Raw genomic sequence first — 23055 nt, 5'->3', positions numbered from 1 at the left:
ATGCTATCTACAAATAAACCTCTTCTTGAATTTGGTAAGCTTGATAAATGTTTGGCAAAATATGGCAAACACTTTGAGTGTGATAACGATAAAGAAATAATATATTCCAGTGATATAAATAGCGACGATACTTTTGTTATTTTAAGTGGTGTAGTTTCCCTGCGTAGAGGGGAAAACGTGCTGGTCGGGATTGCACAGGCGCCTTTTATTATGGGCCTTTCCGATGGCGTGATGAAAACAGATGTACAATACAGATTAATGACCGAAAGTAATTGTACGGGATACCACCTACCTGCTTCGCAAACGATAAATATAATTGAACAATGCCAGCTTTGGCGGGAAGCCTTTTGCTGGTTAGCCTGGCAAAACTCCATCCTTGAATTGCGCGATCTGCAGCTGATCGGCAATAACTCCTACGATCAGATCCGCGCGACGCTGATATCCATGACGAAATGGGACGATGTGCTGCGTTCACGTATCGGCGTCATGAACTATATTCACCAACGCACACGCATTTCACGCTCAGTTGTTGCTGAGGTTCTCGCGGCACTGCGTAAAGGTGGTTACATTGAAATGAATAAAGGCAAACTGGTAGGCATTAACCGTTTGCCTTTTGAGTATTGAATCAGGATGCGGGAATAACCAGCGGTTTGTTCCCGCTCAACTCTGCAACCAGATCGTTGATACCGTCGCTCATATTGGTAAAACGGGTTAGCGGAGAACGGGTCACCACGATAAACGCCCCGACGTTTTGCTGCGGGATCATCGCCATATAGGTAATGAATCCGCCGCCGCCACCGGTTTTTTGAATAATGCCTGGTCGCCCATTCTTCGGCGCCATATAGACCCAGCCCAAACCTAGCGCATCGGCTTTGCCCGGCACATCCATCCCTATCACTTTGGTTAGCTGCGTACGCTGATAAATCAGCGTCTGCATACGGTCAGCCTGCTGGCTACGATGGTAAAAATCAGAAGAGAGATACTGCTGCATCCAGCGCATCATATCGCCAGGCGTTGAATAGACGCCGCCACTGCCCATCGCTGCCAGCGTATTGTTACAGGGGCTGGCGCCCTTTTCCGCGACCATCAGGCGTTTGCACTGATCGGGGGACGGGGTGAAGGTGGTGTCTTTCATCCCCAGCGGACGGGTGATTTTTTCTTCAAACAGCTGCGGATAAGGCTTACCGGACGCGGCTCCCAGCGCATCAGCCAGCAGGTCAAACGCCAGGTTGGAATAAGAAGCCTGCGAGCCTGGTGCAGCTTTAAGCGTGGCGGTTGAGAGATAGCTCCAGCGCTGTTCGCGGGTTGGCCAGACAAACACCGGGCGCTTGGCCGCGCCGCCAGGCTGTTCGCGTGGCAGCGCGCTGGTATGTGTCGCCAGATTCACCAACGTAATCGGCGTGCCCTGATAAGTCGGCACGCGCGCGCCAGGTGGCGCATATTTACTCAATGGATCGTTGAGTTTAACCGTACCCTGATCGAGTAATTTTACCAGCATTTCGCTGGTCATTAATTTAGTGATTGAGGCAATTCGAATTACGGAATCCAGCTGCGGATGTACGTTATTGCCGGGGCGTGTTTCGCCGAAACTGCGAAATACGCGCTGATTACCATCAATCACCACCAGTGCCATCCCCGTAGCACCACTGCCGTAAAATATATGGTCGGCATAGCGATCGACGATATCAGAGGCGAAGACCGGATCGGTTATAGGCTGTGCCGCCTGGACAGATGTCAATGACGCCGCACACAGCGCGGCAGAAAAAAGCAGACTACGTTTCAACGGTGGTGTCCATGAGTTAGAGAAAGTGAAAAAGGATGTCATGCGTATGCGTATTTATACTACTCATCGGCGTATTGCAAAGCGCTTATCAGCCAATGATAGTGTGAAAAACGTAACGATGAGTAAATGCGAGCGTTTCCCCGATTATGGATGTTCGCTTTTGTGATCTCACGCTGTGATAATCTGCACTTGCTGGAACGTTGTCGAGTGTGAAAACCACAGAAACAATTCTTCATAACCCTCGTGCGAACTAAGCGCTGCGGTTCTGGTCACACTTGTCGGTTTCAGCTTGTGTTTTTGGGCGTAAGCCGTCTTGCCGCCGCACTCCACGGTGGCAAATACACAGCAGTCGTCATAACGATAAGAAGTTAGCAGGAGAGCATTATGTTTAAGTCTTTTTTCCCAAAGCCGGGGCCGTTCTTTATTTCGGCATTTATTTGGGCACTGGTCGCTGTTGTATTCTGGCAAGCAGGTGGGGGAGCCTGGGTTGCACACATTACCGGCGCGTCGGGAGACGTACCGATTAGCGCGGCTCGTTTCTGGTCGCTGGATTACCTGATTTTTTATGCGTACTACACTCTTTGCGTTGGAGTGTTCGCGCTGTTCTGGTTTCTCTACAGCCCGCACCGCTGGCAGTACTGGTCCATACTCGGCACGTCGCTGATTATTTTCGTGACCTGGTTTCTGGTTGAAGTTGGCGTTGCCGTCAACGCCTGGTATGCGCCATTTTATGATTTGATTCAATCCGCGCTCAGCGCACCGCATAAGGTGAAGATTGAGCAGTTCTATCATGAAGTGGGCATCTTTCTTGGCATCGCGCTGATTGCCGTGGTCATCGGCGTGATGAACAACTTCTTTGTTAGTCACTATGTGTTCCGCTGGCGTACAGCAATGAACGAACATTATATGGCGCACTGGCAGCATCTGCGCCATATCGAAGGTGCGGCGCAGCGTGTGCAGGAAGACACCATGCGTTTTGCCTCCACGCTGGAAGATATGGGGGTCAGCTTTATCAATGCGATTATGACGCTGATCGCCTTCTTACCTGTACTGGTCACACTCTCTGCTCATGTTCCGGATCTGCCGATTGTTGGGCATGTTCCTTATGGCCTGGTGATTGCCGCAATTGTCTGGTCGCTGATGGGAACCGGCTTGCTGGCGGTCGTTGGGATCAAACTTCCGGGACTGGAGTTTAAAAACCAGCGTGTGGAAGCGGCCTACCGTAAAGAACTGGTATACGGCGAAGATGACGCTAATCGTGCGACACCGCCGACGGTGCGTGAGCTGTTTCATGCGGTGCGCCAGAACTACTTCCGCCTCTATTTTCACTATATGTACTTCAATATCGCCCGTATTCTTTACCTGCAGGTTGATAACGTTTTCGGCTTGTTCCTGCTGTTTCCGTCGATTGTTGCCGGTACGATTACGCTCGGCCTGATGACGCAAATCACCAACGTGTTTGGCCAGGTGCGCGGTTCGTTCCAGTATCTGATTAACTCCTGGACAACGTTAGTGGAACTGATGTCTATTTATAAGCGTCTGCGCAGCTTTGAACGAGAGCTTGATGGTCAGGATATTCAGGAAGTTACCCATACGCTTAGTTAATAAGGAGATGTTATGTCGACGGTTTCCCGTCTTTACCCCTTGTCTGGTCTTGCTGCACTGGTGCTGGTGGGATGTAGTAGCCAACCCGCGCAGCCGCTAAAAAAAGGGGAGAAAGCCGTCGATGTGGCGAGCGTGGTGCGCCAGAAAATGCCCGCCAGCGTAAAAGACCGGGACGCGTGGGCGCAGGATTTGGCGAAGACCTTTGAAAGCCAGAAGCTGGCGCCGACGGTTGAAAATATCTGTTCGGTGCTGGCGGTCGCGCAACAGGAGTCAAATTACCAGGCGGATCCAGCCGTGCCGAACTTAAGTAAAATCGCCTGGAAAGAGATCGATCGTCGTGCCGAGCGTATGCACATCCCGCTATTTGTGGTGCATACCGCGCTGAAGATTAACTCGCCAACGGGGAAAAGCTACAGCGAGCGCCTGGATACGGTGAAGACGGAAAAACAGCTTAGCGCGATATTTGATGATTTTATCAACATGGTACCGATGGGGCAGACGTTATTTGGTTCGCTTAATCCGGTGCATACCGGTGGGCCGATGCAGGTCAGCATCGCCTTTGCTGAGCAGCATGCCAGCGGCTACCCGTGGAAAATGGCGGGAACCGTGCGCCAGGAAGTATTTAGCCGCCGCGGTGGGCTGTGGTTCGGTACGTATCATCTGCTTAACTACCCGGCGAATTACAGTGCGCCAATTTTCCGCTTCGCCGATTTCAATGCCGGGTGGTATGCCAGCCGCAATGCAGCTTTCCAGAATGCGGTCAGTAAAGCCAGCGGCGTGAAGCTGGCGATGGACGGTGATTTAATTCTCTATGGCAGCAGCGAGCCGGGCAAAACGGAGCTGGCGGTACGTAAACTGGCCGGGAAGCTGGACATGAGCGAGAGTGAGATCCGCCGTCAGCTGCAAAAAGGCGACAGCCTGGCCTTTGAAGAGACCGCGCTGTACGAGAAAGTCTATAAGCTGGCGGAAGCGAAGGCCGGGAAAACGCTTCCCCGTGAAATGCTGCCTGGCATTCAACTTGAAAGCCCGAAGATCACACGTAATCTGACTACCGCGTGGTTTGCTAAACGCGTGGACGATCGTCGGGCGAAATGTATGGGTCAGTCATCGTTATGATGACGGCGGCGCCAGCGCACGAATGCCGCGATGGCGCCAAGAATCAGGCTTCCGGCGAGAAAAGGGACCAGTCCAAAAAGGGTTCCGACACCCAGGCCGATTTCAACTCGCGGGCGCCCTGTCTCTTGCATTTGCAACTGCATCAACTGCTCATAGATGCCGGGAGCGTGGGCCAACAGATTTAAAATCTGCGCGCCCGCCCAGAAGCAAAACAGCACAAAAACGGCATACGCAATATTGCCGGGCAGGGAGGAGGTATCCCGATGCTTGCCCTTAAAAAGGGATTTAGAGAGCGTAAAATCAGCCATAAAGACCTCCGGAAATAACCTGCTTTTTTGACGTATTGCCTGGAACTGACAGTGAGTCTGACAGGTGATCGGCAATGTCAATATCAGAATGATGGTAATTTCAGGTAGAGATTATTCCTGGATTTCGGTTTTTTGCTGATCGTCACAATTACGCAACCTTAAGTGAAATTAATTTACATTTCAGAAATTCCGCACAGGCCACAGACGTGTATGAGGAAATGTGCGAGGATGCGTTGTCATGTTGTATATCCACCGGAGCCGTTATGAACCTGCCTGTTAAAATCCGCCGAGACTGGCACTATTATGCCTTCGCTATTGGGCTTATCTTTATTCTCAACGGCGTGGTGGGCTTACTCGGTTTTGAAGCGCAGGGGTGGCAAACCTATGCGGTAGGGCTGGTCACCTGGGTGATTAGCTTTTGGCTGGCCGGATTAATTATCCGTCGCCGCGTGGAAGATGAAGAAGAAGCAAAGGATGCCCAATAGAGGTCTATCAGGCATCCTGGCGGGATTACATACTGGTTTTCAGCGCGCTATCCGCCGCATGGCGTTCCAGCGCCAGTTCGATCAGGCGAGTGATCAAATCGGTATAGCCTAAGCCGCTCGCCTGCCACAGTTTTGGATACATGCTGATGTTGGTAAAGCCAGGCAGCGTGTTGATCTCATTGATCACAACCTCGTTCTCTGCGGTTAAGAACACGTCCACGCGGGCCATGCCGGCGCAGCCCAGCGTTTGATAGGCCTGAATAGCAATATCACGGATCTTATCGTTAATCTCCGGTGCGATCGCTGCCGGAACCACCACTTTGGCACCGTTATCGTCAATGTATTTGGTGTCGTAAGCGTAAAAATCACTGTTCAGCACGATCTCGCCACAGGTACTGGCCTGCGGATGATCGTTGCCCAGCACCGCGCATTCGATCTCGCGGCCTTTGATCCCTTGCTCCACCACGACTTTATGATCAAATTCAAATGCCAGCGCGACGGCCTGTTCATATTGCGCTTCGCTGGTCACCTTACTGACCCCAACGGACGATCCCTGATTGGCTGGTTTCACAAACAGCGGCAAACCGAGGCGAGATTCGACTTCGGCAAAGCTGATGCTGTTGCGATTGGCGCGAGTGAGCGTAATAAATGGCGCGATGTTTAATCCGGCATCGCGCAACAGACGTTTGGTCACGTCTTTATCCATACAGGCCGCAGACCCCAGGACATCAGAACCGACGAACGGCAGATTCGCCACCCGCAGCATGCCCTGCAGAGAGCCATCTTCACCCAGCGTGCCGTGAACGATCGGGAAAATAACATCAACCGTTGGCAGCGGCTGACCGTTTTGCGCATCGATCAACTGGTGCGCTTGTTTACCCGGTACCTGAGCCAGGCTGGTCGCGGAAGGACGCAGCGCTATATGCGCCGGATCGTCTGAATTAAGCAGATAGTTACTGGCATCGCTGACGTGCCATTGCCCTTGTTTATCAATACCTAACAGCACAACGTCAAAGCGAGTCTTGTCGATGGCATCGACAATATTTTTTGCCGATTGCAATGACACTTCATGTTCCGCTGATTTACCACCAAATACGATTCCTACCCGCAACTTTGCCATCTTAAAAACCCATTCCATGAATGCAAAGCACATACATTACCACGACAAAACGCAGGTTTCCTCGGCTTCTGGCAGATTGTTTTGCTGGGCCACAAGGGAAAAGATAAGCGCAAACGTGCGTTTCGCCTGTGAAGCATAATTCCCTGCTAGTATTGTGGGTTTGATGTGAGGCGTATCACAAATACGATGAGCGGGAAGATAAAATCCTGAACTGTGATTTATCGCACCTGTGAACCCTTATTTGGCTAAGTAATTTGTTAAGCTGCTCGCAGTTTTCAGCTGCTTATCGTTATGAGTCCCTATGGAATCCTGGAGAGTAAACCTTATTTCCGTATGGTTCGGTTGCTTTTTCACCGGCCTGGCAATTAGCCAAATCCTGCCTTTTTTACCGCTTTATATCTCCCAACTGGGGGTGACCTCGCATGAAGCGCTCTCAATGTGGTCCGGCTTAACGTTTAGCGTCACCTTTCTGATTTCAGCCATTGTCTCTCCGATGTGGGGCAGTTTAGCCGACCGTAAAGGACGCAAGCTGATGCTGCTACGGGCCTCTTTGGGTATGGCGATTGCGATTTTACTGCAGGCCTTTGCGACAAACGTCTGGCAGCTTTTTCTGCTGCGTGGGGTGATGGGGTTAACGTCAGGCTATATTCCCAATGCGATGGCGCTGGTCGCCTCACAGGTTCCGCGTGAACGTAGCGGGTGGGCGCTGAGTACGCTCTCAACGGCGCAAATTAGCGGCGTCATTGGCGGGCCGCTGATGGGGGGATTTATTGCTGACCACGTTGGCTTACGGGCTGTATTCTGTATTACCGCAGCCTTGCTGGTCGTGAGCTTCCTGGTCACGCTGTTCTTAATCAAAGAGGGCGTGCGTCCGACAATCAAAAAAAGCGAGCGTCTGAGCGGAAAGGCCGTGTTTGCCTCGCTGCCTTATCCGGCGCTGGTGATCAGCCTGTTTTTTACGACGATGGTGATCCAACTGTGTAACGGCTCAATTGGGCCAATTCTGGCGCTGTTTATTAAATCGATGGTCCCAGACAGTTCGAATATTGCCTTTCTCAGCGGACTGATTGCGTCGGTTCCGGGCATCTCGGCGCTGATTTCAGCCCCCCGACTCGGTAAATTAGGCGACCGTATTGGGACCGAGCGGATTTTAATGGCGACCTTAATCTTCGCGGTGGTGCTGTTTTTCGCCATGTCGTGGGTTACCACGCCGTTGCAACTGGGAATTTTGCGTTTTCTGCTCGGCTTTGCCGACGGCGCGATGTTGCCTGCGGTGCAGACGCTGCTGGTGAAATACTCCAGCGACCAGATAACCGGGCGCATTTTTGGTTATAACCAGTCATTTATGTACCTCGGCAACGTCGCCGGGCCATTAATGGGGGCGACGGTTTCAGCAATGGCAGGCTTTCGCTGGGTGTTTATTGCCACCGCGAGCATTGTGCTTATCAATATCTGGCAACTGGCTATCGCGCTGCGACGTCGGCGCCGCGCACGCTGAATTGCTGATTAACAACGCTGCCCGTCAGCGTTGTTAATCCATAAATGTACATTATATATCTGTGTGATTATTAATCCCCTTACCCTTTTATATTGAATAATTCTGCGCTACGACTCTTTTCCCCTTATTTTGTGTTGTGATTGTTTTCGCAAAACGTTTTATTACTTATAAAAATACAACTTTCATCCTCTAGGCAGTTGTGAGTCTTAATGATAACGTGGCCTATATTTTGTTAAGGGAATACGCAAATGAAAAATCTCGTCACTGAGTTGTTACTTAAGCTCGCCCAAAAAGAAGAAGAGTCGCAAGACCTTGCGGCGCAGGTTGAAACGCTGGAGCAGGTAATCATCGAAATGCTGCGCAATATGACGTGGAGCGATCGGCAAATACTCATTCGCCAAATCGAGGATGCCCTGGCTGGAGCTGGCCGTATGCCTGCGTTTCTGGCGAACGTACATAACGCTGGCGAGAGCGTGCCAAAAGCGTTTTGAGTAATCTGTGGCGTTCCCTCCACAAATTATCATAAAAGTGTCACATCAAATACTTATAGTCGCTTTGTTTTAATTTTACCGTATTTATACATGGAGAAAATAAAGTGAAACAAAGCGCACTCGCTATTGCCCTGATACCTTTGCTGTTTACCCCAATTATTAATGCAGAAACTTCTACCGTAGCGGTTATGGATAATCGTGCCGCTCAGGGTGATATCACCACGCCGGGCGGCGCCCGTCGATTGTCAGCCGATCAAACTGCGGCTCTGCGCGAATCTCTGAACGATAAACCTGCCAAAAATATTATTTTACTGATTGGCGATGGTATGGGGGACTCAGAAATTACTGCAGCGCGAAATTATGCCGAAGGCGCGGGCGGCTTTTTTAAAGGTATTGATGCTTTACCATTGACCGGACAATACACGCACTATGCGCTGGATAAAAAAACGGGTAAACCCGATTATGTGACGGATTCTGCGGCATCCGCAACGGCGTGGACCACCGGCGTGAAAACCTATAACGGTGCTCTGGGCGTTGATATACATGAAAAAGATCACGCTACAATTCTTGAAATGGCAAAAGCGGCGGGTCTGGCGACAGGCAACGTTTCTACCGCTGAATTGCAGGATGCTACCCCGGCGGCGCTGGTTGCTCATGTGACCTCGCGTAAGTGCTATGGTCCCGACGTGACCCGTGAAAAATGCCCAACCAATGCGCTGGAAAAAGGCGGCAAAGGATCCATCACCGAACAATTACTGAATGCCCGGGCTGACGTTACGCTGGGCGGCGGGGCAAAAACGTTTGCGGAAACCGCTGCGGCAGGCGAGTGGCAGGGTAAAACGTTGCGTGAACAAGCCCTTGCCCGCGGTTATCAGATGGTGAGCGATGCCGCGACGCTGGCAGCGATTACCGAAGCTAATCAGGATAAACCGTTGCTGGGTCTGTTCTCTGACGGCAATATGCCGGTACGCTGGGAAGGGCCGAAAGCGTCTTATCACGGCAATCTGGATAAACCGGTAGTGACCTGTACCCCCAATCCAAAGCGTGACGACAGCGTGCCAACGCTGGCGCAGATGACGGATAAAGCGATTGAGCTGTTAAGCAAAAATGAGAAAGGTTTCTTCCTGCAAGTGGAAGGGGCGTCAATCGATAAACAGGACCACGCCGCCAACCCGTGCGGACAGATTGGCGAAACGGTCGATCTGGATGAAGCGGTACAGCGCGCGCTTGCTTTTGCGAAGAAAGATGGCAATACCCTGGTGGTAGTAACCGCTGACCACGCGCATGCCAGCCAGATAGTCGCGCCGGATACTAAAGCGCCAGGCCTGACCCAGGCGCTGAACACCAAAGATGGCGCGGTCATGGTTATCAGCTACGGCAACTCTGAAGAGGAATCCCAGGAGCATACCGGCAGCCAGCTGCGAATTGCAGCCTATGGCCCGCACGCGGCGAATGTGGTTGGTCTGACCGATCAAACCGACCTGTTTTACACCATGAAAGCGGCGTTAGGACTGAAATAACCCGACGCCCGGCGGCAATACTTTTGCCGCCGGGTGGTATTTTTATCGTTAGCAGCCAAACTTACCTGTGTGTCGTCGTTCAGAAAAGGATGGTGCTATGAAAATTACATTATTAATGACGTTGCTTTTTGGTCTTATTTTTTTAACTACCGTCGGTGCTGCCGAGAAGACATTAACCCCGCAACAACAACGTATGACCACCTGCAATCAGCAGGCAACGGCGCAGACCTTAAAAGGGGACGCGCGTAAGACATATATGAGTGATTGCCTGAAAAACAGTAAATCTGCGCCTGAGGAAAAGAGCCTGACGCCGCAGCAGCAGAAAATGCGTGAATGCAACGTCAAGGCGACGGAGCAGTCTCTGAAAGGTGATGATCGTAATAAATTTATGAGCGCTTGCCTGAAAAAATCTGCGTAGCACTTACGGGTGAGCAGGTAAAATCGCTCACCCGAAATATCATACTTCCGCCGCCAGACCCCTTCCTATAATTTGGGAAATTTGTTTCAGAATATTCCCAAATACGATGAATGATGAAAACTTTTATCAAAAGAAGGTCGTCCCGAATGAAGCGTTTTTATCGCTCCATCAGAATGACCACCAGCGTTCCGGTCTGCGATTCGCCCGACGGATCAGGCTGCCGCGAGCGGTGGGATTGGGGGGAATGTTTTTCCCTATCGCGTCGGTACTCGTTGCTCAGCCGATTACTGGTGGCTGGTGGCTGTTACTGGTGGGATGGGCGTTTGTCTGGCCGCACCTGGCCTGGCAGTGGGCAAGCAAAGCTGACGATCCTCTGCATAGCGAATTTACCAACTTAAAAGTCGATGCCATTCTCGCCGGTATGTGGATAGGAATTATGGGGGTGAACCTGTTGCCATCCACGGCGCTGCTGATGATTACCTGCATCAACCTGATGGGCGCAGGAGGGATGCGAATTTTCATCGCAGGCGCCGTTTTGATGGTGGTTTCATGCCTGGTGACGTTACAGTTAACTGATATCTCTGTCGCGTTCAGCAGTACTCAACTTAGCGTGCTATTGACGCTGCCGGTGCTGGTGATTTATCCGCTGCTGTTTGCCTGGGTCAGCTACCAGACGGTCATCAAACTGGCGGAACATAAACGCCGCTTACAGGTGATGAGTACGCGAGATGGCATGACCGGGGTGTACAACCGCCGCCATTGGGAACTGTTGCTGCGTAATGAATTTGATAATTGCCGTCGCTATCAGCGTGACGCCACGTTACTGATTATCGATATTGACCATTTCAAGAGCATTAATGATACCTGGGGTCATGACGTTGGGGACCAGGCGATTGTCGCGCTGACCCGCCAGTTGCAGATGACCTTACGCGGTAGCGATGTGATTGGGCGCTTTGGCGGAGATGAGTTTGCGGTGATTATGTGCGGCACGCCAGCAACCAGCGCGATTGCGGCGATGTCTCGTGTTCACGAACGACTTAGCCAACTGCGTTTATCCTGCGCGCCGCAGGTTGCTCTGCGTATCAGCGTGGGCGTTGCGCCGCTGACCTCAGAAACCGAGCATTACCGAGAATGGTTAAAGTCGGCGGATATGGCGCTCTACAAAGCAAAGAATTCCGGACGTAACCGCACTGAAGCTGCGGCCTGACGTCCGGCGGTGTTAACTCAGGAGCGGCTGAGTTTTTCCGACTGTTCCATGCACTTAATCATCGCTTCAATCACTGATGAACGGAAACCGCGTTCTTCCAGGACGCGTACCGCTTCAATGGTGGTTCCGCCAGGCGAGCACACCATATCCTTCAGTTCTCCGGGATGTTTACCCGTATCCAGCACCATCTTCGCCGAACCCATAACCGCTTGCGCCGCGAATTTATAAGCCTGCGCGCGAGGCATGCCGCCCTGCACGGCGGCGTCCGCCATCGCTTCGATAAACATAAAGACATATGCCGGTGCTGAACCGCTAACGCCAACGACCGGATGAATCATTGCCTCCGCAATGACTTCAGCTTCGCCAAAACAGCGGAAGATATTCAGCACGTCGGCCGTATCTTCCGGTGTGACTAAGGCGTTCGGCGTGACGGAAGTCATTCCGGCGTTCACCAGTGACGGCGTGTTTGGCATTGCGCGAATGATTTTTCGGTCATGGCCCAGCGCGCGGGCGAGCTGGTCTAGGGTGACGCCAGCAGCAATCGAGACGACCAGGGAGTCTTTGTTCAGGCTGGAGGTAATTTCGCTCAGCACCTTAATCATAATGCCTGGTTTTACGGCGCCAAAAACGATGTCGGCGATTTGCGCGACTTCTTGCGCAGACTGCGCCGCATTAATACCGTACTGGTCGTGCAAGGCAGCGACCTTATCGGGGGAGGGGGTGTAGACCCAGATTTGTCCCGGGAGAACCTGGCCGCTGGCGATCATGCCGCCAAGAATTGCTTTGCCCATATTACCGCAGCCGATAAAACCAATTTTTTTGTCCATCTTGTCACTCCCTATGCGTGATATTCATTGTTTTACCTGGGAAAGCTAAGCTTAGCGCGGAATGAATATGTGCAGAAGGAGAAACAGCACTTTGCCTGAAAGTAAAAGCACGAGACAATGTGCGACTGCACATCTGTGGGGAGAGGTTATGACAATATGGGTGGACGCCGATGCGTGTCCGAATGTGATTAAAGACATTTTGTACCGCGCTGCTGAGCGCATGCAGATGCCGCTTATTTTGGTCGCAAACCAAAGCTTGCGCGTTCCTGCTTCGCGTTTTATCCGTACACTACGCGTTCCCGCCGGGTTTGACGTGGCGGATAATGAGATTGTGCGCCAGTGTAGCGCCGGTGATTTAGTGATAACGGCAGATATCCCGCTGGCGGCTGAAGTGATTGAAAAAGGTGCAGCGGCGCTTAACCCGCGCGGGGAGCGTTATACCGTAGCCACGATCCGTGAGCGTCTGATGATGCGTGATTTTATGGATACGCTACGCGCCAGCGGTATTCAGACCGGAGGGCCAGACAGCCTTTCACCGCGTGACAGGCAGCATTTTGCGGCTGAGCTTGATAAGTGGTGGCTGGAAGTACAGCGTAGAAAATAAAATGTGTAATTTATTATTTACACTTTATTCATTGTGAATTCTTGTTATAGTAGGGATTAATAGATATCGCCACTCCACCTGTAATTTTTTCTTTACGCTTTGGCGATGTACTAGTTTGATGATATGATTATATCTTTAACCGCATCAGATCCCGCTCGTTCGCGGCTCTCTGGGGAATTTCTGTAATGACGCAACCTCTTTTTCTTGTTGGCCCCCGGGGGTGTGGTAAGACAACTACCGGTATGGCGCTGGCGAAGGCTATCGATTTCCAGTTTGTTGATACCGATCGCTGGTTGCAATCGCACGTGCAGATGACCGTGGCGGAGATCGTCGAAAGAGAAGGATGGGAAGGGTTTCGTGCCCAGGAGACGACCGCTCTGCAGGCCGTCACAGCCCCGGCAACGGTTGTTGCGACCGGCGGCGGTATCATACTTACCGAATTTAATCGTCATTACATGCGCAGCCACGGCGTGGTTGTCTATTTAAGCGCACCGGTATCTGTACTGGTCGATCGTCTCGAGGCGACGCCTGAAGAGGGATTGCGCCCAACTTTAACCGGTAAGCCGTTGACTGAAGAGGTGCAGGAAGTGCTCGCCCAGCGCGATGTTCTGTATCGTGAGGCTGCGCACTATATCGTTGATGCCACCAATCCGCCTTCACAGGTGGTGGAAGACATTCTTGGGATACTGGCGCAGGCAGCGCCACGGTTGCAGGGCGGTGTCTATACTTAATGTTCATCCAGTGAAAAGGAAGAACTATGCCGACAAAACCACCTTACCCACGTCAAGCGACGATTGTTACGGTTGAAAAAGGGACGCCAGGCCAGACGGTAACCTGGTATCAGCTTCGAGCCGATCACCCTAAACCGAATTCGTTGATCAGTGAGCATCCTTCTGCGCAGGAAGCTATGGATGCCAAAAAGCGCTACGAAGACCCCGATAAAGCCTGATCTTAATCACCGCCCTGGCACGATTCTGAAAAGTGCCAGTACGGGCGTGCATCACATTTTTTTAAATTTCGCCGTATACAGTAAAAATTGAAAATTAAACAATAACAATCCATTACTGGAATTATTTGGAATCTTTACGCAATACACCGCCGATCTGCTGCTACGCTTTTGAGCATTTGTAGCGCAGGTCAGCGCCCGGCACATGTCCGGGATTTCACAGCAAAGTAAGAAGACGGTGGAGCAACAAATGAGTACGTCGTTGGCTATCCTCACGATTGGCGTTGTGCCGATGTGTGAGGTGTTACCGCTCCTGACGGAATATATCGATGAACAGCACATCACTCACCACAGTCTGCTGGGACAGATGCGGCGAGAGGATGTGATGGCTGAGTACGGCGTTTCGCCCGGTGACGAGCATTTATTAACGCTGCTCAGCGACCACCAACTCGCGCATGTCTCACGCCAGAAGGTAGAACGCTCGCTGCAAAGTATCGTGGAGGTGCTGGATAACCAGGGCTTTGACGTGATCCTGCTGATGAGTACCGCCTCAATCGCTCGCCTGACCGCCCGCAACAGCATTTTGCTGGAACCGTTACGGATTATCCCACCGCTGGTGGCCTCGATTGTCGATGGGCATCAGGTCGGGGTTATTGTTCCCGTCACTGAATTGCTTAAAGCCCAGGCGCAAAAATGGCAGGTGCTACAAACCCCACCAGTGTATGCCGTGGCGAATCCGATCCACGGTAGCGAACAACAATTGATTGATGCCGGGAAAGAACTGCTGGAGCAAGGTGCGGATGTCATCATGCTGGACTGCCTGGGGTTCAATCAACGCCATCGCGATTTACTGCAAAAATCGCTGGATGTCCCGGTTCTTCTGTCCAATGTGCTGATTGCCCGGCTGGCTTCGGAGCTGCTGACGTAATTTTGCGTGACAGGTGGAACGTCACCCCCCTATATTGGTTGTTAACTTAATCACGAGATAGGGCCAGTTGTATGCTTCAAAGTAATGAATACTTTTCCGGCAAAGTAAAATCGATCGGTTTTACCAGCAGCAGTACTGGCCGCGCCAGTGTTGGCGTGATGGCTGAAGGTGAATATACCTTTGGTACCGCGGCGCCTGAAGAGATGACGGTCGTCAGCGGCGCACTGAACGTGCTGCTACCAGGGGAAACCGAGTGGAAAGTGTATGCCGCGGGGGACGTGTTTAACGTGCCGGGCAGCAGCGAGTTTCATCTGCAGGTGGCAGAGCCAACATCCTATCTTTGCCGCTATCTGTAAGCGTAAAAATGACGAATGGCGACATTGAGCCGCCATTCGGTAAACACGGCTTAACGTTGCGCTTCGCCGCCTAATCCTTCCACCAGACTTTTAATCAGCGCCGCCAGTTCACCCGTCATCAGGATAAAATCGGCATCAAAACGCTGAGCATAATCTTCGCGGTCGATATCTTCGTTCTGATCGCGCAGCTCGTCGCTAAACTTCAGACGCTTAACAGAGCCGTCGTCACACATAACGAACTGAATGCGCTGTTGCCAGTCGAGAGCCAGCTTGGTGACCAGTTTGCCCGCTTCGATATGCACGGCGATTTCGTCGCAGACCAGATCCTGCTTTTTCGCGCGGATCACACCACCGTCTTCAAGGATCGCTTTTAGTTCGGCTTCATCAAGCAACTGGAATCCCTGAGCAGTTGTGCCGGAGCGAACCCATTCGGTCAGCGTCAGCTCAATAGGGTTTTCCATCGTCAGCGGAACGACCGGCAGCGAACCGAGACTCTTACGTAGCAGCGCCAGCGTATCTTCGGCTTTCTTCGCACTCGCGCAATCAACCATGATCAGATCGTTGACGGTGTCGATCCACATCATTGTCTGACTGAAACGGCTAAAGGCGCGCGGCAGCAATGAGTGCAGAACTTCATCTTTCAGCGAGTCTTTTTCGGTCTTCTTGAGTTTGCGACCTTGCTCAGCTTCCAGTTTGAATATTTTGGCTTCCAGCGCCTGTTTGATAACCGGCGATGGCAGAATTTTTTCTTCTTTGCGGGCGCAGATAATAATTTGGCCATTGGCGGTATGCGTTAATGCATCGCTGTGCGATCCCATCGGCGGAACCCAGCCCATTTTTGCCATATCCTGGCTACCGCAAGGGGTGAACGTCATTGATGCCAGCTGTTTTTCCATCTCTTCGGCACGCAAAGAAACATCGCGGCTAAGACGGTAAACCATTAAATTTTTGAACCACAGCATGATAATTTCCACGGCCTTGTCGTTAAATCCAGCGGGCATGATAGCGAATTGTCGCTATGCTTGCATTGTTAATCGGGAAGAGGAGTAAACAGTGCGTATAGGTATCGATTTGGGCGGTACGAAAACGGAAGTTATCGCGCTTGGCGATGTGGGCGAACAGCTTTTTCGCCATCGCCTGCCCACGCCGCGCGATGATTATCGGCAAACGATAGAAACCATCGCTGCGCTGGTGGAGATGGCGGAAAAAGCCACCGGGCAGACGGGAACCGTGGGGATGGGCATTCCTGGTTCAATTTCTCCTTACACCGGGGTGGTGAAGAATGCCAACTCGACCTGGCTTAACGGGCAACCTTTTGACAAAGACTTGAGTGCGCGTCTGAATCGTGAAGTTCGGTTGGCAAATGATGCCAACTGTCTGGCGGTTTCAGAGGCGGTGGATGGCGCGGCGGCAGGGGCGCAAACCGTGTTTGCGGTGATCATCGGCACCGGATGTGGCGCTGGCGTGGCGCTGAATGGTCGGGCGCACACGGGCGGCAACGGTACCGCAGGGGAGTGGGGGCATAATCCGCTGCCGTGGATGGATGAAGATGAGCTGCGTTTTCGACAGGAAGTCCCCTGTTATTGTGGCAAACAAGGCTGCATTGAAACTTTCATTTCCGGGACCGGTTTTGCCACCGACTACCAGCGTCTGAGCGGTAAGCTGCTCAAGGGCAGTGAAATTATCAGCCTCGTTAATGCGCAGGATGCTCTGGCGGAGCAGGCGTTGAGCCGCTATGAGCTTCGTCTGGCGAAATCACTGGCGCATGTGGTAAATATTCTCGATCCGGACGTCATTGTGCTGGGCGGCGGAATGAGCAATGTCGACCGACTGTATCAAAATGTTCCGACGTTGATTAAGCAGTTTGTCTTTGGCGGCGAATGCGAAACGCCTTTACGCAGAGCGCTACACGGTGACTCCAGCGGCGTTCGCGGTGCGGCCTGGCTGTGGCCGCAGGAGTAATGTTCGCGTAGCCGGGTAGCGCAGATGCTATCCGGCAGCGTGTGTCATCTGGGGGACTGCGCGCTTCAGGCGAGCGTACACCAACAGTGACGACATCGCAGAAAACGACAGCAGTGCCGCCGGCAGCGTCACGTAGTTGTAGGCAAAGCCCAGCGTCAGCATCATGCCACCGCAGTAAGCGCCAATCGCGCTGCCGAGGTTAAAGGCAATTTGCCCGCCAGCCGCACCCAACAGCTCACCTCCTTTAGCGTTTTGCAGCAGTAAAATTTGCAGCGGCGCCGACAGCGCAAACAGGCCTGCGCAGCAAATAAAAGCGAAGGTCAGCGACGCGGCTTTGATTCCGCCACAGGCAAAGAGCAACAGCAGAGCCAGCACAATCACAAAGTCGGTTATTACCGCAATGCGCAGCGGCGTATAGCAGCCAGACAGCCGACCGCTCAGCAGGTTTCCCAACACCATTCCTAATCCCACCAGCATCATGATGAAGGTCATCAGCGCTTCGGAGAAGCCGGAAATGTACATCATGTACGGTTTGACGTAGCTGAACCAGGCGAATACCCCGGCGTTACCAAACATGGTGGCGGAAAAGATGAACCACGGGGCGGGGCTTTTCAAAAAGTGAAATTGTTCGCGCAGTTTCCCTTTTGCCTCATCGCTGATATTGGGGACCCAAAAAGCGACCGAGACTATTACGGCAATATTAAAGACGGCTATCAGCAGAAACGTGTAACGCCAGCTAAATTCCTGGCTCAGCCAGGTGCCGACGGGAATGCCAACCAGATTGGCCACGGTCATCCCCGAAATCATGCCCGCGACGGCGGCGGTGACTTTTCCCGGACGGGCCAGCTTCGACAGGATAATCGCGCCTACGCCGAAAAACGCGCCATGCGGGAAGCCGGAAACCAGCCTGCCTACCGCCAGCATGGAGTAAGAGGAGGAGAGGGTGAAGATGGCGTTGCCAATCACGCACAGCGTGACCAGAAACAGCAGAATATGCTTGAGCGAAAAGCGGTTGGAAAAGAGCGCAATAATGGGCGCGCCCAGCACCACGCCAAAAGCGTAAAACGAAATCATATGGCCGGCAGCAGGGATGGAAATGCCCACGTCCCGCGCCAGCTCGGTGAGTACACCCATGATGCCAAATTCGGCCATGCCCAGACCAAATGTCCCCAGCGCTAAAGAGAAAATGACTTTTTTCATACCACCTGCCAACAAGAAAGACGCAGGACGTGCGTCATAGCGGCGAACGTTCGCCGCCAATAGCGATAGCTTGCGGATAAGCGAAGTGGAATGCCATTTCATATCCGTCCCTGAGTATGCAATATTGTGCTACATAGAGTGCCGGAGGGTGCCAGCGCTTATACGGCCTGTGAAACCACATCCGCTGGTCGATTACTCCACCGCAAACATCTTGTCGAGTTTGCTGTAGCCCAGTCCGTTGATTTTTTTAACCTTGATCTGTACCGGAATGCGCTCTTTCATCGCTTCAACGTGGCTGATGACGCCAATCGTTTTGCCGGTGGCATTAAGCGCATCCAGCGCATCCAGGGCGGTATCCAGCGTTTCGCTGTCCAGCGTGCCGAAACCTTCGTCGAGGAACAGGGAGTCAATCCGCGTTTTGTGGCTGACCAGATCGGACAACGCCAGCGCCAGCGCCAGACTCACGAGGAAGCTCTCGCCGCCGGAGAGCGTGCGCGTGTCACGCACGGCATCGGCCTGCCAGGTATCAACCACTTCCAGCTCCAGCGCTTCGCTTGCCTTGCGCTGCAACAGATAGCGGCCGTGCAGACGGGTCAACTGGTTGTTGGCAAGCCAGACCAGATTATCCAGCGTTAGCCCCTGGGCAAACTTGCGGAACTTATCTCCCTCTTTCGAGCCGATCAGCGCATTCAGATACCCCCAGTCTTCGACCTGCTGCGCGACCTTTTCCATCTCCTGCATCAGCGCCTGCTGCTGCTGGCGGCTGTCAGCATCCTGTTTCAACTGCTGGCGAATTTCGCCCTGACGAGTGGTGTTATCCCGTAGCTTCTGTGTGAGTTTTGCCAGCGCGTCGTGCAGTTGTTGTGCCGTGAGCGTGAGATCCACTCCTGTTGGCAACTGTTGTTGATGAGTCGCCAGCGCCTGCTGAGCCTGATTAAGCAGGGTTTGCGCCTGTTGCTGCTGGCCTTCGAGTGACTGCTTTAACTGCTCAAGACGGGTGAAGGTCTCTTCATCCAGCAGGGCGGCAATAAAGGCATCGCGATCGGGAAAAATACTGGCCTGCAATGCGGCATCAAACTGTGCCTGAATTTCTGCGGCGCGCTGAACGTCCTGCGCCTCCTGCTGTTGCAAAGTTTGCCACTGCCCCTGTAAAGAGAGGCAATCGTCGTGCACCTGCCGCCAGTTTTCCAGCGACAGACCCTCATTGTTTTCAGGAAGTGCCTCGGTTTCTGGCAGCGTTTCCAGCAGCGGCGCAAGCTGGGCTATTTGGGTCTGTAAAGCGCTCAGTTCGCTTTGGCGTTGTTGCCATATTTGGGCTTCGTTCGCCCGTTCGCTCAGCCATGAGGCGACGTTATCCTCAGCCGGAAGGGACAGGCCATGACGGGCCAGCTCGGCGGTTAGCGCCGCCTGACGCTGGTCAATATGCTGCTGGAGCTGAGTTATTTGCTCTGTATGCGCGGCGATTTGCGCCTGCAGGGTATGGCGCAGGCTCAATTGGTGAAGCTGCTGCTCATGCTCTTCCTGGGTAGCAAGCCATGGGGCGATGTCATCCTGCGGTTGCAGCGTCACGTTGAGGCTGGCGGTGACCGTCTGCCACTCTTGAGTAAGTGCTTGCTCCTCCTGAGAAAGCGTCTGTACTTCGCGTTCATCCCGCTGAAGCTGCTGGCTTATTGCCTCGAGCTGTCCGCGTAGCGTTGAACCCTCATCGGCCAGCGTTTTAACCTCTTTTTCCAGCGCCTCACGTCGCGTCTGATTCACGCTCAGTTCGAGCGTTTGATAGCGCTCAATTGCCGGATGTGCGGTGGAGCCGCAAAGCGGGCAAGGCATACCGGATTGCAGTAATGCCCGCTGGCTTTCCAGATCTTTGATACGGGCTTCCTGCTCACAAATGATTCTCACATCGGCAAGCTGCTGATTTTTATCTTTATAACGTTGACGTTTTTCGGCAAGCACCGCGTTGCGTTGAGTCAGCTCATGCTGACGCTGTACAAGCGTGGCGCGTAGCTGCGCCAGCTGCTTTTGCTTCGGGGCGATTTGTCCGTGCAGGTTGCTCAACCGCTGACGTAACGGACGACGCTGCACATGTTGCGCCAGCGCTTGTGTTACCTCCTGCGGCGAAAGGGTCAGCGTGGGAAGCGCCAGCGCATCGAGCTTACGCATGTCGTTCTCTCGCAACTGCTGCCACTGGCGTAGCTGGGCACTGGCATCGGACTGTTGGGCCAGCAGCGCTTTCCAGCCTGCCAGTTCGCTACTCCATAAGCGGAAGCGGTCATGTTCGTTCAGCCAGTCGGTTAGCGTCTGTTGTCCGGCGAGCATCGCGGTCGATTGCGTGCGCGCCTGCTGACGGATGCGCCCGCGCAGCGCTAAGCTGCTTTGTAAGCGAGCATTCACTTCCTGAATCTTCTGCCGCGTGCGCGCGATAGTAGCCGTTTGTTCCTGGATTCGCTCCCAGTGTGGGCGTAACGCTCTGGCCGGTTGCGCCAGACTCAGCGCCGCCAGTTGTGGCTGCGCGTCTTCTTGCGCCTGAAGAGCAGCCTGTAATGCCTGCTGGTGGCGATTTATGTCCGTTTGTAGCTCATTTTGCCGAATAAGCCAGTTGAGGTGCTGTTGCTGGACGTGCTGGCTGGTAATGTATTGTTTTTCTTCGTCAGTAAGTACCTGCAAACTTTCCGTCAGGGACTGCACCTGCTCTGGTGCTAATAGCGCAACGCCGCTGGCCTGGGCCTGCAGTTTTTCCAGCTCTGTGCGCGCTGATTTGTGTTTTTCAAACACCATCGCGGAAATTTGGCCGTAGATCTCAGTGCCGGTCAGCTCTTCCAGCAGCTCGGCGCGCTCTTTCGGTTTGGCATTGAGAAATGCGGCGAACTGCCCCTGAGACAGCAGCATCGAACGGGTAAAACGACCGTAATCCAGCCCGGTAAGCTCGGCGGTCATCTCCAGCTTGTCTTTGACTTTATCGGCGAGGATTTTGCCGTCGGCGCAGCGGGCCAGTTCTACGCGCGGGACCTGCAGGTTGCCCTCAGGCTGGTTGCGTGCCCGGTTCTGACTCCAGAAAGCGCGGTAGGCTTCGCCCCGCACCTCAAATTCGACCTCGGCCAGACACTCTGCGGTGTCGCGGGTCATCAGGTCGTTTTGCGACTGTGACACGGTATTCAGGCGTGGCGTTTCGTGGTACAGCGCAAGGCAAATCGCGTCCAGCAGGGTGGTTTTCCCCGCACCCGTTGGCCCGGTGATGGCAAACAGCCCGTTGCTGGCAAAAGGCTCGGCGGTAAAATCGACTTTCCATTCTCCCTTCAGGGAGTTGAGGTTTTTCAGGCGCAGGCTGAGAATTTTCATGCTTCAGCCTCCCCGGCAAGCGTGTGCAAGGTTGCGCTAAACAGCTGGTTAAGCCGCTCACGCTGTGGTTCTTCGAGTTCTTCCAGCGCCAGACGGCGGTCAAAAACTTCCGCCACACTCAGTTCACTTAACGTTTCACGCCGTTCATTGGCCATGATACGTTCGCGCTGTTCCCGGCTGCGGCGCACCAGTAACACCTCTACCGGTAAATCTTCGGTTAAGGCCTGGATTTTGCGCTGCATATCATGCAGATAGTCGTCGGTGGTGATTTCAATATCCAGCCACACCGGCGGCTCTTGCTGCATGTCGCGCCACTGGTCAAGCTGGGCGGTAATGGCGGCTAAATCGCCTTTCAGTACTGCAAGCTGCTGCGTGACCGGGACGGTGAGATTTTCGACGGCGCTGAGTTTCCCCGCTTCAAAGCTCACCAGATGTACACATTTGTTTTTGCCGCACTCGTCAAAACTGAGCGCAATCGGCGAACCGCAGTAGCGGATATGTTCCGTGCCGCCGATAACCTGCGCCCGGTGAATATGTCCCAGCGCGATGTAGTCCGCTGGTGGGAAGTTTTGTGCCGGGAAGGCGTCCAGCGTACCGATATAAATGTCACGTACGGCGTCACTTTTACTGGCGCCGACGGTGGTCAAATGTCCGGTCGCAATGATGGGGATATTCCGATCGCCGCGCAGCGTACAGGCGTCCTGATACTGCTGCTGGTAATAATCAGTAATCGCGCCCAGCAAATGCTGCTGTTTTTCTTGTCCTGTCAGTCCAGCCTGGCTGGTGATGATGTCGCGCGGACGTAAAAAAGGAACCGGACACAGGATTGCCCCCGGGGTGCCGTCGCGTTGTAGCAGAATTTGCGGCGCATGGCCGGCGCTGGCAACGACCGTGGTGTTGAGAAATGCCAGAATGTCGCGAGATTCATTGAGCGTGGCGACGGAGTCGTGGTTACCTGCCAGCACCACCAGATGACAGCCGGTTTGCTGCAAATTGACGACAAAGCGGTTATACAGCTCTCGGGCATAGCTTGGCGGTGAGCCAGTATCGAAAATATCGCCTGCCACAATTATGGCATCCACCTGCTGGGATTGCGCCGTTTCCAGCAGCCAGTCGAGAAAGGCCTGATGTTCAGCGGCGCGGCTCTTGCTGTAGAAATTTTGGCCCAGATGCCAGTCAGACGTGTGAAGGATACGCATAAGAGTTCCATGACGATAAAACAATGGCGGGGATTATAACCCTGTAAGGACGTTAATATCTTGTCTCCGGGCTGTCATAATTCACCGGGCTGCGTTAAACCTGGGCTATCTTTTCATAAATCTGTCATAAAACTGACGCATAATGG

Annotated in this window: 23 protein-coding genes; 15 read left to right on the top strand and 8 right to left on the bottom strand. The window is 53.2% G+C overall.

Annotation, left to right across the window (positions count from 1 at the left end):
- Entirely contained in the window at positions 1-624 is a 624-nt protein-coding gene (iprA, locus tag OGW16_RS14120) for a hydrogen peroxide resistance inhibitor IprA (protein WP_043015357.1), read from the top strand.
- Between the two features lies 1 nt (position 625).
- Here iprA and ampH read toward each other — a convergent pair whose 3' ends face one another.
- Positions 626-1783, bottom strand: a complete 1158-nt coding sequence (ampH, locus tag OGW16_RS14115) for a D-alanyl-D-alanine-carboxypeptidase/endopeptidase AmpH (protein ID WP_286518535.1) — start codon at positions 1781-1783, stop codon at positions 626-628.
- A gap of 384 nt (positions 1784-2167) precedes the next feature.
- On the opposite strand from ampH, the gene sbmA reads away from it, so the two are divergent.
- Both sbmA and OGW16_RS14105 read left to right on the top strand, forming a co-directional pair.
- Positions 2168-3388, top strand: a complete 1221-nt coding sequence (sbmA, locus tag OGW16_RS14110) for a peptide antibiotic transporter SbmA (RefSeq protein WP_043015359.1) — start codon at positions 2168-2170, stop codon at positions 3386-3388.
- A 12-nt stretch (positions 3389-3400) separates the two neighbouring features.
- On the top strand, positions 3401-4504 hold the full coding sequence (locus tag OGW16_RS14105) for a DUF1615 domain-containing protein (protein ID WP_003847631.1): 1104 nt from the start codon (positions 3401-3403) through the stop codon (positions 4502-4504).
- Here OGW16_RS14105 and OGW16_RS14100 read toward each other — a convergent pair.
- Complete coding sequence (locus tag OGW16_RS14100; protein WP_043015360.1) at positions 4489-4812, bottom strand: DUF2755 family protein; 324 nt, start codon at positions 4810-4812, stop codon at positions 4489-4491. The two genes, OGW16_RS14105 and OGW16_RS14100, sit on opposite strands and share 16 nt — an antisense overlap.
- Before the next feature lie 263 nt (positions 4813-5075).
- Between OGW16_RS14100 and OGW16_RS14095 the strand changes: the two genes are divergently transcribed.
- Positions 5076-5297, top strand: a complete 222-nt coding sequence (locus OGW16_RS14095; RefSeq protein WP_019076140.1) for a DUF2754 domain-containing protein — start codon at positions 5076-5078, stop codon at positions 5295-5297.
- Between the two features lie 25 nt (positions 5298-5322).
- Here OGW16_RS14095 and ddlA read toward each other — a convergent pair whose 3' ends face one another.
- A complete protein-coding gene (gene ddlA / locus OGW16_RS14090) occupies positions 5323-6417 on the bottom strand; it encodes a D-alanine--D-alanine ligase (RefSeq protein WP_047413567.1) in 1095 nt (364 codons plus the stop codon).
- 301 nt (positions 6418-6718) lie between these two features.
- Between ddlA and OGW16_RS14085 the strand changes: the two genes are divergently transcribed.
- From OGW16_RS14085 to adrA, 5 genes are all read left to right on the top strand, one after another.
- A complete protein-coding gene (locus OGW16_RS14085; RefSeq protein WP_043015361.1) occupies positions 6719-7915 on the top strand; it encodes a multidrug efflux MFS transporter in 1197 nt (398 codons plus the stop codon).
- A 248-nt stretch (positions 7916-8163) separates the two neighbouring features.
- Positions 8164-8406: a sigma-S stabilization anti-adapter protein IraP gene (locus tag OGW16_RS14080; protein WP_043015362.1), complete on the top strand. Its 243-nt coding sequence runs from the start codon at positions 8164-8166 to the stop codon at positions 8404-8406.
- A 104-nt stretch (positions 8407-8510) separates the two neighbouring features.
- Positions 8511-9926, top strand: coding sequence for an alkaline phosphatase (gene phoA / locus OGW16_RS14075; RefSeq protein ID WP_075145082.1), 1416 nt, complete (start codon positions 8511-8513; stop codon positions 9924-9926).
- A gap of 97 nt (positions 9927-10023) precedes the next feature.
- Entirely contained in the window at positions 10024-10344 is a 321-nt protein-coding gene (gene psiF, locus OGW16_RS14070) for a phosphate starvation-inducible protein PsiF (protein WP_003830956.1), read from the top strand.
- Positions 10345-10435: 91 nt separating this feature from the next.
- Entirely contained in the window at positions 10436-11551 is a 1116-nt protein-coding gene (gene adrA, locus OGW16_RS14065) for a diguanylate cyclase AdrA (RefSeq protein WP_105179632.1), read from the top strand.
- Positions 11552-11568: 17 nt separating this feature from the next.
- On the opposite strand, the gene proC is transcribed toward adrA, so the two are convergent.
- On the bottom strand, positions 11569-12378 hold the full coding sequence (gene proC / locus OGW16_RS14060) for a pyrroline-5-carboxylate reductase (protein WP_016152005.1): 810 nt from the start codon (positions 12376-12378) through the stop codon (positions 11569-11571).
- A 148-nt stretch (positions 12379-12526) separates the two neighbouring features.
- Between proC and OGW16_RS14055 the strand changes: the two genes are divergently transcribed.
- From OGW16_RS14055 to ppnP, 5 genes are all read left to right on the top strand, one after another.
- Positions 12527-12982 carry a YaiI/YqxD family protein gene (locus OGW16_RS14055; protein ID WP_043015365.1) on the top strand — a complete coding sequence of 152 codons (456 nt, stop codon included), beginning with the start codon at positions 12527-12529 and terminating at the stop codon, positions 12980-12982.
- A 185-nt stretch (positions 12983-13167) separates the two neighbouring features.
- Complete coding sequence (gene aroL / locus OGW16_RS14050) at positions 13168-13713, top strand: shikimate kinase AroL (RefSeq protein WP_286518534.1); 546 nt, start codon at positions 13168-13170, stop codon at positions 13711-13713.
- 26 nt (positions 13714-13739) lie between these two features.
- Positions 13740-13931, top strand: a complete 192-nt coding sequence (gene yaiA / locus OGW16_RS14045; protein WP_043015366.1) for a protein YaiA — start codon at positions 13740-13742, stop codon at positions 13929-13931.
- 247 nt (positions 13932-14178) lie between these two features.
- The gene (locus tag OGW16_RS14040; RefSeq protein ID WP_043015367.1) at positions 14179-14856 is read left to right on the top strand and encodes an AroM family protein; all 678 of its coding nucleotides are present in this window, start codon (positions 14179-14181) and stop codon (positions 14854-14856) included.
- 71 nt (positions 14857-14927) lie between these two features.
- Entirely contained in the window at positions 14928-15212 is a 285-nt protein-coding gene (gene ppnP / locus OGW16_RS14035) for a pyrimidine/purine nucleoside phosphorylase (protein ID WP_038638136.1), read from the top strand.
- Positions 15213-15262: 50 nt separating this feature from the next.
- Here the strand turns inward: ppnP and rdgC are convergent, their stop codons facing one another.
- The gene (gene rdgC, locus OGW16_RS14030) at positions 15263-16174 is read right to left on the bottom strand and encodes a recombination-associated protein RdgC (RefSeq protein WP_032940007.1); all 912 of its coding nucleotides are present in this window, start codon (positions 16172-16174) and stop codon (positions 15263-15265) included.
- Between the two features lie 91 nt (positions 16175-16265).
- On the opposite strand from rdgC, the gene mak reads away from it, so the two are divergent.
- Positions 16266-17174: a fructokinase gene (gene mak / locus OGW16_RS14025; protein WP_075145081.1), complete on the top strand. Its 909-nt coding sequence runs from the start codon at positions 16266-16268 to the stop codon at positions 17172-17174.
- Between the two features lie 27 nt (positions 17175-17201).
- On the opposite strand, the gene araJ is transcribed toward mak, so the two are convergent.
- The 3 genes from araJ to sbcD all read right to left on the bottom strand — a co-directional run bounded on the left by araJ (position 17202) and on the right by sbcD (position 22909).
- Positions 17202-18374, bottom strand: a complete 1173-nt coding sequence (araJ, locus tag OGW16_RS14020) for an MFS transporter AraJ (protein ID WP_181634739.1) — start codon at positions 18372-18374, stop codon at positions 17202-17204.
- 192 nt (positions 18375-18566) lie between these two features.
- The gene (gene sbcC / locus OGW16_RS14015) at positions 18567-21710 is read right to left on the bottom strand and encodes an exonuclease subunit SbcC (protein ID WP_286518533.1); all 3144 of its coding nucleotides are present in this window, start codon (positions 21708-21710) and stop codon (positions 18567-18569) included.
- Complete coding sequence (gene sbcD, locus OGW16_RS14010) at positions 21707-22909, bottom strand: exonuclease subunit SbcD (protein WP_075145079.1); 1203 nt, start codon at positions 22907-22909, stop codon at positions 21707-21709. Before sbcD ends, sbcC begins: the two co-directional genes overlap by 4 nt.
- Positions 22910-23055 lie beyond the last annotated feature (146 nt).

Source organism: Citrobacter sp. Ce104 (assembly GCF_030334595.1).
Lineage (GTDB): Bacteria > Pseudomonadota > Gammaproteobacteria > Enterobacterales > Enterobacteriaceae > Citrobacter > Citrobacter europaeus.
This window is presented reverse-complemented; position numbering and strand designations above follow the sequence as displayed.

Excerpts from the sequence above, each read along its gene's own strand:
- iprA (WP_043015357.1), top strand. The coding sequence starts at position 1 with ATGCTATCTACAAATAAACCTCTTCTTGAATTTGGTAAGCTTGATAAA.
- sbmA (WP_043015359.1), top strand. The coding sequence starts at position 2,168 with ATGTTTAAGTCTTTTTTCCCAAAGCCGGGGCCGTTCTTTATTTCGGCA.
- OGW16_RS14105 (WP_003847631.1), top strand. The coding sequence starts at position 3,401 with ATGTCGACGGTTTCCCGTCTTTACCCCTTGTCTGGTCTTGCTGCACTG.
- OGW16_RS14100 (WP_043015360.1), bottom strand. The coding sequence starts at position 4,812 with ATGGCTGATTTTACGCTCTCTAAATCCCTTTTTAAGGGCAAGCATCGG.
- OGW16_RS14095 (WP_019076140.1), top strand. The coding sequence starts at position 5,076 with ATGAACCTGCCTGTTAAAATCCGCCGAGACTGGCACTATTATGCCTTC.
- ddlA (WP_047413567.1), bottom strand. The coding sequence starts at position 6,417 with ATGGCAAAGTTGCGGGTAGGAATCGTATTTGGTGGTAAATCAGCGGAA.
- OGW16_RS14085 (WP_043015361.1), top strand. The coding sequence starts at position 6,719 with ATGGAATCCTGGAGAGTAAACCTTATTTCCGTATGGTTCGGTTGCTTT.
- OGW16_RS14080 (WP_043015362.1), top strand. The coding sequence starts at position 8,164 with ATGAAAAATCTCGTCACTGAGTTGTTACTTAAGCTCGCCCAAAAAGAA.
- psiF (WP_003830956.1), top strand. The coding sequence starts at position 10,024 with ATGAAAATTACATTATTAATGACGTTGCTTTTTGGTCTTATTTTTTTA.
- proC (WP_016152005.1), bottom strand. The coding sequence starts at position 12,378 with ATGGACAAAAAAATTGGTTTTATCGGCTGCGGTAATATGGGCAAAGCA.
- OGW16_RS14055 (WP_043015365.1), top strand. The coding sequence starts at position 12,527 with ATGACAATATGGGTGGACGCCGATGCGTGTCCGAATGTGATTAAAGAC.
- aroL (WP_286518534.1), top strand. The coding sequence starts at position 13,168 with ATGACGCAACCTCTTTTTCTTGTTGGCCCCCGGGGGTGTGGTAAGACA.
- yaiA (WP_043015366.1), top strand. The coding sequence starts at position 13,740 with ATGCCGACAAAACCACCTTACCCACGTCAAGCGACGATTGTTACGGTT.
- OGW16_RS14040 (WP_043015367.1), top strand. The coding sequence starts at position 14,179 with ATGAGTACGTCGTTGGCTATCCTCACGATTGGCGTTGTGCCGATGTGT.
- ppnP (WP_038638136.1), top strand. The coding sequence starts at position 14,928 with ATGCTTCAAAGTAATGAATACTTTTCCGGCAAAGTAAAATCGATCGGT.
- rdgC (WP_032940007.1), bottom strand. The coding sequence starts at position 16,174 with ATGCTGTGGTTCAAAAATTTAATGGTTTACCGTCTTAGCCGCGATGTT.
- araJ (WP_181634739.1), bottom strand. The coding sequence starts at position 18,374 with ATGAAAAAAGTCATTTTCTCTTTAGCGCTGGGGACATTTGGTCTGGGC.
- sbcC (WP_286518533.1), bottom strand. The coding sequence starts at position 21,710 with ATGAAAATTCTCAGCCTGCGCCTGAAAAACCTCAACTCCCTGAAGGGA.
- sbcD (WP_075145079.1), bottom strand. The coding sequence starts at position 22,909 with ATGCGTATCCTTCACACGTCTGACTGGCATCTGGGCCAAAATTTCTAC.